Genomic DNA, 14182 nt, shown 5'->3' on the forward strand with positions numbered 1-14182 from the left:
GCGCGGGGGCCGATGAAGACGAAACCGGATTGCTCGACCCGCTCGGCGAAGTCGGCGTTTTCGGACAGGAAACCGTAGCCGGGGTGAATGGCTTCGGCGTCGGTGACTTCGGCGGCTGAGATCAGGGCCGGGATGTTCAGATAGCTCAGGGTGGACGAAGCCGGGCCGATGCACACGGATTCGTCGGCGAGCTTCACGTACTTGGCTTCGGCGTCGGGCTCGGAGTGCACGGCGACGGTCTTGATGCCCAGCTCACGACAGGCTCGCAGCACCCGGAGGGCAATCTCGCCCCGGTTGGCGATGAGGATCTTCTCGAACATGGCCATGACTTAGCCGATGATGAACAGGGGTTCGCCAAACTCCACGGGCTCGCCGTTCTCGACCAGGATGGCCTTGACGACGCCGGTGGCGTCGGCTTCGATCTCGTTCATCAGTTTCATGGCTTCGATGATGCACAGGGGCTCGCCGGCAGACACGCTCTGGCCGATCTCAACCAGGGGCTTGCCGCCCGGGGCGCTGGAGCGGTAGAAGGTGCCGACCATCGGCGATTTGACCACATGGCCTTCCGGCAGGCTCGGCTCGGCGGCCGCGACGGGCGCAGCGGCAGGCGGCGCGGCGGGGGCCGGTGCGGCAGCGGGGGCATGGGTCACGTAGTTCACTGGCGCGGGGCCGGCGATGTGCTTGGCGATACGGACTTTCTCCTCGCCTTCGGTGACTTCCAGCTCGGAGATGCCGGATTCCTGGACCAGATCGATCAATTTCTTGAGCTTGCGAAGATCCATAGTATTCCCCTTGATGTATGCGGCAGCCCGCCGGACGGCAGGCCTGCCTGTGTCTGGTTTAGCCGCGCTCGGCGCGGAGACGGGAGAGGGTGAACTCGAGAGCGAGTTGATAGCCTTGGGCTCCCAGCCCGCAGATCACCCCGACAGCCTTGTCGGAAAAATAAGAGTGGTGACGGAAGGGCTCGCGGGCGTGGACATTGGAAAGATGCACTTCGACGAACGGAATGGCAACGCCGGTAAGGGCGTCACGCAGGGCCACGCTGGTGTGGGTGTACGCAGCCGGATTGATGACGATGAAGTTGACGCCTTCGGTGGCGGCAGCCTGCACCCGGTCGACCAATTCGCCTTCGTGATTGCTCTGGAAGGATTCCAGCAGCACCCCATCTGCCTTGGCACGGCTCTCCATGGCCTCATGGATGTCAGAAAGCGTGGTGAGCCCGTAGATGCCGGGTTCCCGGCGACCGAGCAGATTGAGGTTGGGGCCATGCAGAACGAGAATGCGGCTCTGCGGGCGGTCCTCGGCGGTGGCTTCCTGGGGGCGATTTTTCCGCGTCATGTGTGCAAGTTTGCCGTAGTTTGACGCAATTTGTCCACCGCACGGGGTAGCTGCAGGCGCTCAGCCCTTGCTGAGTTCGGCCAGCTTGCGGTCGAGTTCTTCTTCCGAAAGGGTGCCCAGCTTGACCAGGCCGATGCCGCCCTTGCGGTCAAGGATCAGGGTGAAAGGGAGGCCCTGGGAGGCGTTGCCGAGCTCTTCGGTCAGGCTGACCACCGACGGCGAGGCAATTACCAACGGGTAGGCCACCTTCTGGGCGGCCTGGAAATCCACCACGTTCTTGGGTGTGTCGATGCTGATACCGACAAACTGGACGCCCTTGTCGGCGTATTTGCGGCTCATCGCCGAGAAAGCCGGGATCTCCTTGCGGCAGGGAGGGCACCAGGTGGCCCAGAAGTTCACCACCAGTACCTTGCCTTGCCATTGGGCGAGGGGCTGCTGCTTGCCTGTGCTGTCAGGCAGGTCCAGGGCCATCAGTTTGCCCACGGCGGCGTTCAGGGCCGGCGTGACCGCGGGTGAGGCGGGGCTTTGGCGGGCGGCGTAAAGGCCGGCCGCACCGGCCGCGAAGGCGACGATGACGACAAGAAGGAAGTGGATGCCACGTTTCATGGGGGGAGTTCGGCAGGCGCCGGTGTTTCGTTGATGAGGGCTTCGACGACGGACAGGCGCGCCCGTTCCATCTGACGCGATCCATGGGCGCCGCGACGATGCAGGCGCTCCACGTCCGGCGAGTAGATGCGCAGCTTGACCGGCACATCGTCCCAGTCGAAGACGAGGATCGCCTCGGGGCCGTCTGGCTGGTTGCGGCGCGGCTCCCGGTGCTCGTAGGCCACGTTATTGTTGAGGAAGAAGATCTCCACTTCCTTGGCGCTCTCGGGGAAGAGATCGATCTCAACGTCCGAGTAGCGTCCGGCGGTGCCTTCCAGTACGGCACCCGTCAGGTAGGGGCGGAAGGCTTCCAGCTCGCGCATGATCTCGGCCGCGGCGATGCGCATGGCGTGCTGGCGTTCCAGGTGCTCGTCGTCCTGGAAGACGGCCAGGTAGGTGCGCACCTCGGCTTCGATCTCGGCGTTGTTGGGCAACTCGTCGGCATTGACGGCGCCCAGCTGGCGGGCGGCCTTGCGTTTGGCAAAGCCGTAGTCGGTGATCCCGTCCTCGGCGATCATGCGGGCTGCCAGGGCGGCGATTTCACGGCGCAGGTTACTGCGATGGGGAACGGTAGGGCGCGGCATGGGCGGTCGGAGCTCCCCGTTCGATTAGAATGCCAACCATTCTACACACGACTATTGCGGCGCTGTTTCTGCCTTCCGGACTATGCATATTCACATTCTTGGTATCTGCGGCACCTTCATGGGCGGTATTGCCCTGCTGGCTCGGGCGGCCGGCCACACCGTGACGGGCTGCGATGCCAACGTCTATCCCCCCATGAGCACCCAACTCGAGGAGCAGGGCATCCGCCTCGTCGAGGGCTACGGTGTCGATCAGCTGGGCCTGAACCCGGATGTCTTCGTGGTGGGCAATGCCATTTCCCGGGGCAATCCGCTCCTCGAGGAGATCCTCGACAAGGGGTTGCCCTATGTGTCCGGGCCCCAGTGGCTGGCCGAGAACGTGCTGCAGGGGCGCTGGGTAATGGCGGTGGCCGGGACCCACGGCAAGACCACCACCACCTCCTTGCTGGCGTGGATCCTGGAAGATGCCGGGCTCAAGCCGGGCTTTCTGGTCGGCGGCGTGCCCAAGAATTTCGGGGTCTCGGCGCGCCTCGGTGAGACGCCCTTTTTCGTCATCGAGGCCGACGAGTACGACACGGCTTTTTGTGACAAGCGCTCCAAGTTCGTCCATTACCGTCCGCGCACGGCGATCCTGAACAACCTGGAGTTCGACCACGCCGACATCTTCGCCGATCTGCAGGCCATCGAAACCCAGTTCCACCACCTGGTACGGATCATCCCGCGCAGCGGGCGCATCGTCGCCAACGCTGCCGAGGAGACCCTGCCGCGGGTGATCCAGCGCGGCTGCTGGTCGGAGCTGGAGTGGTTCAACGATGCGGCAGGCTGGTCGATATCCGAAGGGGCGGTCGAGGACGAGGTGGTGGTGCGCCACCTGGGCAAGGAGATCGGTCGCAGGCGTCTGCCCCTGTCGGGCCGCCATAACCGGGCCAACGCCCTGGCGGCCATTGCCGCGGCGCGCCACGTGGGCGTGACACCCGAGGTGGCCCTGGATGCCCTGACCCGCTTCGAGGGCGTCAAGCGCCGGCTCGAGCTGCGTGGCACCGTGCGCGGCGTGGCGGTTTACGACGACTTCGCCCACCACCCGACGGCCATCACCCTGACGGTCGAAGGCCTGCGCCGCCAGGTGGGCGATGCGCGCATCCTCGCCGTGCTGGAGCCCCGCTCCAACACCATGAAGCTGGGCGTGATGAAGGACCAGTTGCCGGCCAGCCTGACCCAGGCAGACAAAGTGTTCTGCTACGGGGCCAACCTGGGCTGGGACGCCCGGGCCGCCCTTCAGCCCATCGCCGCCAAAACGGTGGTGGAGGATGATCTGGATGCCCTGGTGGCGGCCATCGTCGCCGAGGCCCGGGATGGAGACCGCATCCTGGTCATGAGTAACGGCGGCTTTGGCGGCATCCATGGCAAGCTGCTGGCGGCCCTGGCCGCCTGAGCGGCCTCAGGCCAGCATTCCGAACTGCTTCAGCTTGCGATAGAGGGTGGCCCGGGCCACCTTCAGGCTGCGGGCAGCGGCCGACACGTTGCCTCCGCAGCGGGCCATGGCGGCCTTGACGGCTTCGAGCTCCAGCTCGCGCAGGCACATGCTGCGTATGTCCGGCCTTGCGGCACTATGGGCCGGGATGGCGGCCTGACACTCCAGCAATTCCTCCGGCAGGTGTTCTGGGCGGATCTCCGTATCGTCTTCGGCCAAGGTCAGGGCGAGACGCAGCACATGGCCGAGCTGGCGGATGTTGCCCGGCCAGGAGTAGGTCATGAGAATGTGCATGGCTTCCGCTGACAAGCGGGGGGCCGCCATGGCCGTGCCGGCCTCCCGGGCCAGCATGGAGTTGATCAGCGCGGCCCGGTCGCCGCGATCCCGCAGTGTAGGCAGGCAGACCTTCACCCCCTTGATGCGGTAGTACAAATCCTCCCGGAACAGCCCTTCGGCGACCCGCCCCTCCAGGCTGCGGTGGGTGGCCGTGATGATTCTTGCGTCGAAGCGGATCGGGCGGGCCCCGCCCAGGCGGGTGAAGTTGCGCTCCTGCAGCACGCGCAGGAGGCGGCCCTGGAGTTCGAGGGGCATGTCGCCGATCTCGTCGAGAAAGAGGGTGCCGCTGCGGGCGAGTTCGAACTTGCCTGGCGCACCGCCCCGGCGTCCCCCCGTGAAGGCGCCGTCCTCGTAGCCAAAGAACTCCGACTCAATCAGCCCGGCCGGCAGGGACGAGCAATTGATCGCCACGAAGGGGCCGGCGGCGCGGTCGCTCTCGTCGTGCAGGCGGCGGGCCAGGACCTCCTTGCCCGTGCCGGTCTCGCCGTTGATGAGCACCGGGATGTCCCGTTCGAAGGCCCGGCGCGCGATGTGCAGGGCCCGCCCGGCGGTGCCGTCCGTGTCGGTGCCGGCGGGGGCCGGGCGACTTTCTTCGGTGCTGCGCAGGGTACGGACAGCATTGCCGATCCGGGCCATCAGCGAGCTCCGGTCGCGGGCCTCGAAGCGGGCCTCGAAGCCCAGCCCGTCATCGTTCCACAGCGTGCCCTGGGTGAGGCGCCCTGACAGGGCCTGATTGAAGGTCTCCGCCGGGCAGTCGAAGAGCTGGGCGAAGTTTGGGCTACCGTCCGATTGCGGGATGAGGTGCAACAACTGGCGGGCCGCCTGATTGGCACCCAGCAGGTGCCCGGTGTCATCAAAGACCATCACGCCCGCCAGCGGGGTGGCGAGCAGCTCGGCGCGGGTGTGAAAACAGAGCCGCAGAGAGCCCGCCAGATCGTCCAGCATGCGGTTCTCGATGGCGCGGGCCGCGATGGCCAGGGGTTCGAGCACCGTGATCGGGCTGCCGTCGCAGTAGCGCGTCGCGTCGAGGATGCCCGCAATCCGGCCTGCCGGGTCGAAGAGGGGCACCGAGGCACAGGCAAAGGAACGGATCTCGTCGAGGAAGTGCTCGGCCGCCCGGATCACGATGGGCTGGCGCTCGATCAGGGCGCAGCCCAGGCCGTTGGTGCCGATGTCAGCCTCCAGGATGGAGCGGCCGACCTGGAAGATCTGATTCAGCCCGTCGAACGAGGTGCCTGTGCCGCACAGGGCCTTGACCACCCGGCCGTCCGGGTCGGTGCACACGATGCCCCAGTGGCCCCGGGCCATCATCGTGCGCAGCCTTTCCATCTCGGGCAACGCGCAGGCGACAAGGCGGTGGTTGCGCTCGGTGACAGCCTGTACCTGATCCCGCGATATGGGGCTCAACACCCTGGCGTCGCCGGTCTGCAGACCGTGAGTGACGGATCGTTCCCACGAGCGGATGACGGGCGGGCTGACGAGTCCGGCAGGGGAATGTCCGTGTTCGAAGAATTGCCGGCGTCCCTGTTCCAGTCGCGCCTCGAATGATGCGAGCTGCTCTCCCATTGTGTCTCCTCCATGTGGCCAGTTGCGAGTCAACCGGTGACACCGGTGTTGACTCGTTTCAAGTCAGTCCTGCCTGCCCGGGATGGTCGGGGAAGGGCTGGCATTTTTGGCCAAGTGCCTGATTGTTATTGGTTGTTTTGTTGTTTTCCGGGGCGGCACGCTTGCTGCTGATGAGTTCTTGCTGGTCCGGAATGGTGTTTCACGGCGCTGTGAAACGCGTTCCACATTAAAGAACTTCACCGAACGAAGTCAATCTGGAGACAACATGCAATCCACTTTCCCCCGCGGCCGCCAGGCTGTGATCGGGCTCGCCGGCCTGCTGGCCGGCGCCCTCGTCTGTCAGGCGGCCCTGGCCGCACCCAAGGGCTCCCCGGAACACATCGCCGCCGTGACGGCGCGTATCGATGAGAAAGCCATCCGTGCCAATGCTTCCCGCACGGCCGACTGGCCAGCCTACGGCCTCGATTATGCCGAGACCCGTCACAGCAAGCTCACGGGGATCGATGCCGGCAACGTGAATCAGCTCGGTCTGGCCTGGACCTACAACCTGGAGTCGTCCCGGGGCGTGGAGGCCACGCCCCTGGTGGTGGACGGCATCATGTACGTCACCGCGTCTTGGAGCGTGGTCCATGCGGTGGATGTGCGCACCGGCAAGCGGCTGTGGTCCTACGATCCCAAAGTGCCGCGTGAATATGCCCAGAAGGGCTGCTGCGACGTGGTGAACCGGGGTGTTGCCCTGTACAAGGGCAAGGTCTTTGTGGGTACTTTCGACGGCCGCCTGGTGGCGCTGGACGCGGCCACCGGCAAAACCGTGTGGGAAAAGGATACGGTTGAGGACCGCAGCCGGCCTTATACCGTGACCGGTGCGCCGCGGGTCATCAAGGGCAAGGTGATCATCGGCAATGGCGGGGCCGAATACGGGGTGCGCGGCTATCTCACCGCCTACGACGCCGAGACCGGCGAACAGAAGTGGCGCTGGTACACCGTGCCGGGCGATCCGGCCAAGCCCTTCGAGAACGAAGCCATGGCCAAGGCCGCTAAAACCTGGGACCCGGCCGGCCAGTGGTGGGTGGCGGGCGGCGGCGGCACGGTCTGGAACAGCATGACCTACGACCCCGAGCTCAACCTGATGTACGTGGGCACGGGCAACGGATCCCCCTGGAACCATCGCAAGCGCAGCCCCAAGGGCGGTGACAACCTCTATCTCGCCTCCATCGTCGCCCTCAACCCCGACACCGGCGAGTACGTCTGGCACTACCAGGAAACCCCGGGCGACAACTGGGACTACACCTCGGTGCAGGACATGATCCTCACCGACCTCAACATTGCCGGCAAGAAGCGCAAGGTGATCCTGCACGCGCCCAAGAACGGCTTCTTCTTCGTGATCGACCGGACCAATGGCCAGTTCATCTCGGCCAAGCCCTTCACCGAGGTGAACTGGGCCACCGGCTACGACAAGAAGGGCCGGCCCATCGAGACGCCGCAGGCCCGCTCCCGGGAGGCCTTCGACAGCGTGCCCGGCCCCTTCGGTGGCCATAACTGGCATGCCATGTCCTTCAACCCGAAGACCGGCCTGGCTTACTTCCCGGTGCAGAACGTGCCCGTCAATCTGGCTGAGGACAAGGACTGGCGCTTCAACGCCAACACGCCGGGCCAGCCCCAGTCGGGTACCGGCTGGAACCTGGGCATGCAGATCAACAGCCAGCCGCCCAAGAGCAAGGCCTTCGGCCGCCTCGTGGCCTGGGACCCGGTGAAGCAGAAGGAGGTGTGGCGTCAGGAATATGCCTCGCCCTGGAACGGCGGCACCCTCACCACCGCCGGCAACCTGGTGTTTGCCGGTACCGCCGACGGCCGTTTTGCCGCCTACAGCGCCGACAAGGGCGAGAAGCTGTGGGAAGCGCCCATCGGCGTCGGCATGGTGGCGCCGCCCGTGACCTACGAGGTGGATGGCCGCCAGTACGTGTCGATCGCCGTGGGCTGGGGTGGCGTGTTCGGGCTGTTCCAGCGGGCCACCGACAAGCATGACCTGGGGCGGGTCTACACCTTTGCGGTCGGGGCCAGCGCTCCCCTGCCCAAGGTGCCCGACTATCCCCTCGGCAAGCTCATCTCTGGCGTCAAGTACGACCCGGCCCACATCCCCGACGGCACCAAGCTCTACGTGAGCAACTGCGTCTTCTGCCACGGCGTGCCGGGTGTGGACAAGGGCGGCAACATTCCCAACCTGGGCTATGTCCCCTCCGCCGACATCGAGAACCTGGCGGACTTCGTCTTCAACGGCCCCTTCGTGAAGAAGGGCATGCCCGACTTCACCGGCAAGCTCAGCCGTGAGGACGTGGAGAAGATCAAGGCCTTCATCCAGGGCACCGCCGACGCCATCCGGCCCAAACCCTGACCCAAGCCTGACACCCTCCGGAGCCCTGCCTCCCTCTTGCCGTGACCACCGCTTCACCCCCTCCCCTTCCGGGTGGTCACGGCCCTTTTTATTCCGGACCGGACGCGGCGACGTCCGACCACTCTCGTTGCACACCATGAGGAGACACCCATGAAGATGACCCGCTCCATTATCGCCGGCGCCTGCGCCGCCGCCCTCCTGACCCTGGCCACCTCCGGCGTGCGGGCAGATGTCCGCCCCGATCCGGGCGACTACACCGGCCTGCCGGCCGGCACCAACCTGCTGCTGGCCTACGCCCAGTTCCCCCGGGCCGACAAGGTCTACAGCAACGGCAACAAAGTGGTGGACAACCTGGATCTGTCGGTCAATGCCGGCATCCTGCGTTACGTGCACTTCATGAAGCTCGGCGACTACATCATCGACCCGCAGATCATCCTGCCTTTCGGCAGTCAGAAGATCGGCTTGTCGGATAGCAAGAGCAGCGGCATCGGTGACGTGATCTTCGGCGGCACCCTGTGGACCATCGCCGATCTGGCCAAGGGCGAGCACCTGGGCTGGTCGGTGTTCTTCACCGCCCCGACCGGCAGTGACAAGAACCAGGGCTTCGCCCTCAGCAACAACCGCTGGGCCACCGATCTGCAGGTGGGCTACATCCGCAAGCTCTCCAACAACTGGACGGTGGATCTGATCGGCGAGACCGAGTTCTACCAGGACCAGCGCGACACCAAGTCACAGAAGGATCCGCTGTTCCAGGCCCACGGTCACCTGCGCTACCACCTCAGCGATGCCACCTACGTGGCCGCCACCTACCGCCACGCCTGGGGCGCCAGGGAAACCCTCAACGGTGCCGACATTGCCGGGCGCAAGAACAACGGCACCACCATGCTCACCTGGGCGTCCTTCGTGGACAAGCAGTGGCAGGTGCAGCTCCAGTACGTCCACGACCTGAAGGTGGAGGAGGGCCCCAAGATCAGCGCCCTCCAGGCCCGCCTGCTGTATGTCTATTGACCCCCATTCCAGGAGACATTCATGAACCGTTTTCACGGCATTGAACTGAACCCCGGCACCGCGGCCTTCCTCGCCCGCACTCAACGTATGCTGATCGGTGGTGAGTGGGTCGAGGCGTCCTCCGGGGCCAGCCTGCCCGTCATCGATCCGGCCAGCAATGAAGCCTTCTGCCACGTACCCGCCGGCGATGCGGCCGACATCGAGCGGGCCGTGGCTGCCGCCCGCCAGGCCTTCGAGTCGGGCGAATGGCCGCGTCACCGCCCGGTGGACCGGGAGCGCCTGCTGCTGCGCCTGGCCGATCTGCTGGAGGCCCATGCCCAGGAGTTTGCCGAACTGGAGGCTCTGGACAATGGCAAGCCGGTGATGGTGGCGCGCCACGTGGACGTGGCCCTGTCCATCGACTTCATCCGCTACATGGCTGGCTGGGCCACCAAGATCGAGGGGCACACCATGGAGCTGTCGGTGCCCCTGGTGCGCGAGCGGGAGTTCTTCGGCTTTACCCGTCGCGAGCCGGTGGGCGTGGTGGGCGCCATCATCCCGTGGAATTTCCCCCTGCTGATGGCCGTGTGGAAGGTAGCGCCGGCCCTGGCCGCCGGCTGCACCATGATCCTCAAGCCCGCCGAGGACACCCCGCTCAGCGCCCTGCGCCTGGGCGAGCTGGCCCTGGAGGCGGGCTACCCGGCTGGCGTACTGAATGTGGTCACCGGGTTGGGCCACACAGCTGGCGCTGCCCTGGCGGCCCACCCGGGTATCCAGAAGATCGCCTTCACCGGCTCCACCGAGGTGGGCAAGCTGGTGGGCAAGGCGGCCATGGAGAACATGACCCGCGTGTCCCTGGAACTGGGGGGCAAGAGCCCGGTGATCGTGCTGGACGATGTGGATCCGGCCACCGCGGCGGCGGGGGCGGCCCAGGCCATCTTCTTCAACCAGGGGCAGGTGTGCACTGCCGGCTCCCGCCTCTACGTCCACAAAAGCCGCTTTGATGCGGTGGTGGAGGCCCTGTCCGGCATTGCCGCGGGCATGCGCCTGGGCCCCGGTATCGACCCGGCCACCCAGATCGGCCCGCTGGTGAGCAAGGTGCAGCAGGGCCGGGTGATGGACTACGTGAAAAGCGGCTTTGCCGAAGGCGCCCGGGCGGCGGCGGGCGGGGCGGTGGGCGAGGGCCCCGGCTGCTTCGTGCAGCCCACCGTGCTGGTGGACGTGCGCGAGGACATGCGCGTGGTGCGGGAGGAGATCTTTGGCCCGGTGGTGGTGGCCCAGCCCTTTGACGACGTGGAGGAGATTGCCCGGCGGGCCAACGACACGCCCTACGGTCTCGCGGCCAGCATCTGGTCCAACGACCTGTCGCGGGTGCATCGCCTGATCCCGAAGATCAAGGCCGGTACCGTGTGGGTGAACTGCCACAACATCATCGAGAACGTGATGCCCTTTGGCGGCTTCAAGCAGTCGGGTATCGGCCGTGAGGCCGGACGTTCGGCCCTGGAGCTGTACACCGAGCCCAAGTCGGTGATCATGATGCTGTGACCGGGCAGGCCCTCAGCGCAGGGCCTGCAGCCGCCTGGGGAAGCCCGCCGCCTGAAAGGGCTGGCGGGCTTCGCTGCGCCGGAAGACGCGAAAAGTGGCGGCCAGGGTGGCACACAGCAACAGGGCCGCCCCCGTGTTGTGGGCGACGGCCAGGGCCAGCGGAAGTTGCAGCAGCACGTTGGCAATGCCCAGGCCGACCTGAAGCAGCAGGGCGGTGAGCAGGCATTGGCCGTATAGGCGGGTTTCGGCCCGGGCCAGCAGGCGCAGGCCGAAGCCGCCAGCCAGCAGCAGCACCAAACCGGCAAAGAGGCGGTGGGTCCAGTGGATGGCGGTCAGCGCGGCGCCCGACAGCAGCGCACCGCTGGCGGTGGCTCCGAGCTCCCGATCCAGGGTGAAGGCGTGGTGCGTGTCCATCTCCGGCCACCAGCTGCCCTGGCAGGTGGGGAAGTCGGCGCAGATGGCGGCGGCGTAGTTGCTGCTGACCCAGCCGCCCAGGGCAATCTGGATGAAGATGGCCAGCAGCGCGAGAGTCGCCAGCAGGCGCAGCCCACCTGGCAGCGCTGTTGGCTGCGCACGTCTTGGGGCCAGGTCGCGCAACACCAGCACTGCCAGCAGGGCCAGGGTGCTCATGCCCCCAAGCAGGTGGCTGGTGACGATGACGGGCTTGAGCAGCCGTGTGACGGTGAGCATGCCCAGTACGGCCTGACCGGCGACAACGGCCAGCAGTAGCACCTCGAGCCACGGGCTGCGCCGCTCGCGCTGGCGCCAGGCGAGCACGGCCAGGGCCAGGATGGCCAGGCCCAGCAAGCCGGCGGCGTAGCGGTGGATCATCTCCTTCCAGGCCTTGGGTGCCTCCACGGGCTGCCCGAAGCGATGCTCGGCGGCATGGATCTCATGGGCCTCATCGGGAACGCCCACCAACTGGCCGTAGCAGCCGGGCCAGTCGGGGCAGCCCAGCCCGGCATCGGAGAGGCGTACATAAGCCCCCAGGGACACCACCACCAGGGCCAGGAGCAGGGCGGCGAGGGCGAGCCGTCGATAGGTTCGGGTCATGGGCGGCGTCTCGGATCCGGGTTCAGGCCAGGCGGTCGAGGAAGAGGGCGGCGAACAGCCCGGTGAGGTAAATCAGGGAATAGCGGAAGGCATGACGGGCGCGGGCATCGGAGTAGTCGCGCCACAGCACCCAGGCTTCCCGTAGGTAGCCCAGGTTGAGCAGGGTGACCAGAGCGGCGTATACCGCACCGGACAGGCCAAGGGTGCAGGGCAGGTAGGACACGGCGGCGAGCAGCACGGTATACAGCAGGATGTGCAGGCAGGTGAGGGGTACGCCGTGGCTCACCGGCAGCATGGGGAGGCCGGCGCGGGCGTATTCCTCGCGGCGGTAGCAGGCCAGGGCCCAGAAATGGGGTGGGGTCCACAGGAAGATGATGAGGAACAGGGCCAGCGCCGGCAGGCCGATGCTGTCGGTCATGGCGGCCCAGCCGAGCACCGGTGGCATGGCCCCGGAGGCGCCGCCGATGACGATGTTCATGGGCGTGGCGGGCTTGAGGATCAGGGTGTAGACGATGGCGTAGCCGAGGAAGGTGGCCAGGGTCAGCCACATGGTCAGGGGGTTCACCGCCACGTGCAGCAGCCACAGGCCGGCGCCGCCGGTGAGGCAGGCCAGGGTGAGGGTCTCGGTGGGCGTGATCAGGCCCAGGGGCAGGGCGCGGCCGCGGGTGCGGGCCATGCGCGCGTCAATGGTGCGCTCGACCAGGCAGTTGATGGCTGCCGCCGCGCCGGCCACCAGGGCGATGCCTGCGGTGGCGGCCAGCATCAGTCCGGCAGGCGGCCAGCCCGGAACGGCGAGGAACATGCCGATCATCGCCGTGAACACGATCAGGCTGTTGACCCGCGGTTTGCACTGGGTGGCAAAAGCCGCCAGACGCAGGCCGAGGGGAGTGGGGGCGGTGGTGCTGCGAAGGAGCGTCGGCATCGGGGGTCTCCGGGGAAGGGGGCGGTGCGTCTTGTCAGCCTGCCCACGCATAGCGCAGCAGGCGTTCCATGTCCTTCAGGATGCCGCGGGGGTCGGCATCGGGGGCATAGCGCAGGATGATTCTGTCCTGGGGGTCGATCACGTACACCCGGTGTCCGCGGCTTTCCAGGTCGAAGGCGGCGCGGGAGGCCGCATCGGCGGCGACGGCGGTGTGCAGGTCGGGCTGGAGGGTGAGGAGGGCGGCGTCATCGGGGCTGGCCTGGTCGGTGAGCCAGGTGCGCTGGACCCGCGACATCTGCTTGTACAGCGCCACATGTACCTGGCGGGTCAGGACGATCCACTTGCGGCAGGCGTCGTCACAGGGGCCGGCGCCGGCAACCACCAGCCGCCAGTGGGGGCTGGTATCGCTCGCCAGAGGCGCACCCTTGGCGTCGACCAGGGGCGGCAGGGGGCGCGGCGGGGACAGAAGCTCGCCGTGATTACCCGCGCTGTCCGGATGCCAGCCCACCGCGTAGAGGGTCGCGGCCACGACAAAGGGCAGCAGGAGCAGACCGAGGACCAGCACCAGGGTACGGTTTCCGCGCATCACCGGGGCCTCCAGCCGAGGGCCAGCCAGATGAGTACGGCGGAGGCGGCAAAGCCGTACCACTGCCAGGCGTAGGACAGGTGACGCTCGAAGCGCTCGTCAGGGCGCGGCCACTCCCGGGCAAAACCGGCAGGCGCATCGGGGGCCAGCTGGAGCACCACCGGTTGCAGCGGCCACGGCGCCAGCCGGGTGAAGCGGCTCAGGTCGAGGTTCTGCCACACGGGCTGCCAGCCTTCGCCGACAGGTTCGCTGCCCAGGGTGAAGAAACGGGTGCCCGGCACCACGGCCGTACCATGCAGGGCCACCGGGCCGGTGGGGGTGTCCACTTGCGGCAGGTCGCTGTGCAGGGCCGAGGCCGCGATCCAGCCCCGGTTGACCAGCACGCGCATGTCGCTGCCTTCGATGTGCAGGGGTGTGATGACGTGGTAGCCGGCCTGCTCCCGGTGAATGCGGTTGTCGAGCAGGATCTGCTGGGCGGTGTCGAAGCGGCCACGCACCACCACCGGGCGGGAGCGCAGGGCTTCGGCATCGACGAGGGCTGCACCCAGGCTCACCGGCATGTCGGTGCCCCGTTGGTCGAGCAGTGCCTGGGCTGCCTGCTTGCGGTCGGCCTTGGCATGCTGCCAGTTGCCCAGCTGGATGCAGCCGGCCGCGACCACGATGGCCAGTGCGCCGCCCCACACGGACGGGCGAAAGCGCCGGCCGCTTGTGGCGGCCTGAAGGCGGGCGCACAATCGGTTGAAGACTCTGGAGGAGCGCG

General features: G+C 67.0%; 14 protein-coding genes. 4 read left to right on the top strand and 10 right to left on the bottom strand.

The features are described 5' to 3' along the window. The 5 genes from ACIQ09_RS07200 to ACIQ09_RS07220 all read right to left on the bottom strand — a co-directional run. On the bottom strand, nucleotides 1-320 hold a 320-nt coding region (locus tag ACIQ09_RS07200), incomplete at its 3' end, for a biotin carboxylase N-terminal domain-containing protein (RefSeq protein WP_398307771.1). Nucleotides 321-329: 9 nt separating this feature from the next. Next, the gene (accB, locus tag ACIQ09_RS07205; protein ID WP_398307676.1) at nucleotides 330-782 is read right to left on the bottom strand and encodes an acetyl-CoA carboxylase biotin carboxyl carrier protein; all 453 of its coding nucleotides are present in this window, start codon (nucleotides 780-782) and stop codon (nucleotides 330-332) included. A 58-nt stretch (nucleotides 783-840) separates the two neighbouring features. Next, nucleotides 841-1338, bottom strand: coding sequence for a type II 3-dehydroquinate dehydratase (gene aroQ, locus ACIQ09_RS07210; RefSeq protein ID WP_398307678.1), 498 nt, complete (start codon nucleotides 1336-1338; stop codon nucleotides 841-843). Nucleotides 1339-1398: 60 nt separating this feature from the next. Further along, nucleotides 1399-1944 (bottom strand): TlpA family protein disulfide reductase, encoded by a 546-nt coding sequence (locus ACIQ09_RS07215; protein ID WP_398307680.1) that lies wholly within the window; start codon nucleotides 1942-1944, stop codon nucleotides 1399-1401. After that, nucleotides 1941-2501 carry a hypothetical protein gene (locus tag ACIQ09_RS07220; RefSeq protein ID WP_398307773.1) on the bottom strand — a complete coding sequence of 187 codons (561 nt, stop codon included), beginning with the start codon at nucleotides 2499-2501 and terminating at the stop codon, nucleotides 1941-1943. Before ACIQ09_RS07220 ends, ACIQ09_RS07215 begins: the two co-directional genes overlap by 4 nt. 148 nt (nucleotides 2502-2649) lie before the next feature. Between ACIQ09_RS07220 and mpl the strand changes: the two genes are divergently transcribed. Further along, nucleotides 2650-3996: a UDP-N-acetylmuramate:L-alanyl-gamma-D-glutamyl-meso-diaminopimelate ligase gene (mpl, locus tag ACIQ09_RS07225; RefSeq protein WP_398307682.1), complete on the top strand. Its 1347-nt coding sequence runs from the start codon at nucleotides 2650-2652 to the stop codon at nucleotides 3994-3996. A gap of 6 nt (nucleotides 3997-4002) precedes the next feature. Here the strand turns inward: mpl and ACIQ09_RS07230 are convergent, their stop codons facing one another. Further along, nucleotides 4003-5937 carry a sigma-54-dependent Fis family transcriptional regulator gene (locus ACIQ09_RS07230; protein ID WP_398307684.1) on the bottom strand — a complete coding sequence of 645 codons (1935 nt, stop codon included), beginning with the start codon at nucleotides 5935-5937 and terminating at the stop codon, nucleotides 4003-4005. A gap of 265 nt (nucleotides 5938-6202) precedes the next feature. Between ACIQ09_RS07230 and ACIQ09_RS07235 the strand changes: the two genes are divergently transcribed. From ACIQ09_RS07235 to ACIQ09_RS07245, 3 genes are all read left to right on the top strand, one after another. Continuing rightward, a complete protein-coding gene (locus tag ACIQ09_RS07235; RefSeq protein ID WP_398307686.1) occupies nucleotides 6203-8329 on the top strand; it encodes a PQQ-dependent dehydrogenase, methanol/ethanol family in 2127 nt (708 codons plus the stop codon). A gap of 150 nt (nucleotides 8330-8479) precedes the next feature. Further along, nucleotides 8480-9337, top strand: coding sequence for a transporter (locus ACIQ09_RS07240; RefSeq protein ID WP_398307688.1), 858 nt, complete (start codon nucleotides 8480-8482; stop codon nucleotides 9335-9337). A 21-nt stretch (nucleotides 9338-9358) separates the two neighbouring features. Continuing rightward, nucleotides 9359-10861 (top strand): aldehyde dehydrogenase family protein, encoded by a 1503-nt coding sequence (locus ACIQ09_RS07245; protein ID WP_398307690.1) that lies wholly within the window; start codon nucleotides 9359-9361, stop codon nucleotides 10859-10861. 12 nt (nucleotides 10862-10873) lie between these two features. Here the strand turns inward: ACIQ09_RS07245 and ACIQ09_RS07250 are convergent, their stop codons facing one another. The 4 genes from ACIQ09_RS07250 to ACIQ09_RS07265 are packed head-to-tail and all read right to left on the bottom strand — an operon-like array spanning nucleotide 10874 to nucleotide 14156. Then, nucleotides 10874-11914, bottom strand: a complete 1041-nt coding sequence (locus ACIQ09_RS07250) for a heme A synthase (protein WP_398307692.1) — start codon at nucleotides 11912-11914, stop codon at nucleotides 10874-10876. 22 nt (nucleotides 11915-11936) lie between these two features. Then, nucleotides 11937-12836 (bottom strand): heme o synthase, encoded by a 900-nt coding sequence (cyoE, locus tag ACIQ09_RS07255; protein WP_398307694.1) that lies wholly within the window; start codon nucleotides 12834-12836, stop codon nucleotides 11937-11939. 34 nt (nucleotides 12837-12870) lie between these two features. After that, nucleotides 12871-13422: a hypothetical protein gene (locus ACIQ09_RS07260; RefSeq protein WP_398307696.1), complete on the bottom strand. Its 552-nt coding sequence runs from the start codon at nucleotides 13420-13422 to the stop codon at nucleotides 12871-12873. Beyond that, nucleotides 13422-14156: an SURF1 family protein gene (locus tag ACIQ09_RS07265; protein WP_398307698.1), complete on the bottom strand. Its 735-nt coding sequence runs from the start codon at nucleotides 14154-14156 to the stop codon at nucleotides 13422-13424. Before ACIQ09_RS07265 ends, ACIQ09_RS07260 begins: the two co-directional genes overlap by 1 nt. Nucleotides 14157-14182 lie beyond the last annotated feature (26 nt).

The sequence above is a fragment of the Zoogloea sp. genome (genome assembly GCF_044344315.1).
GTDB lineage: Bacteria > Pseudomonadota > Gammaproteobacteria > Burkholderiales > Rhodocyclaceae > Zoogloea.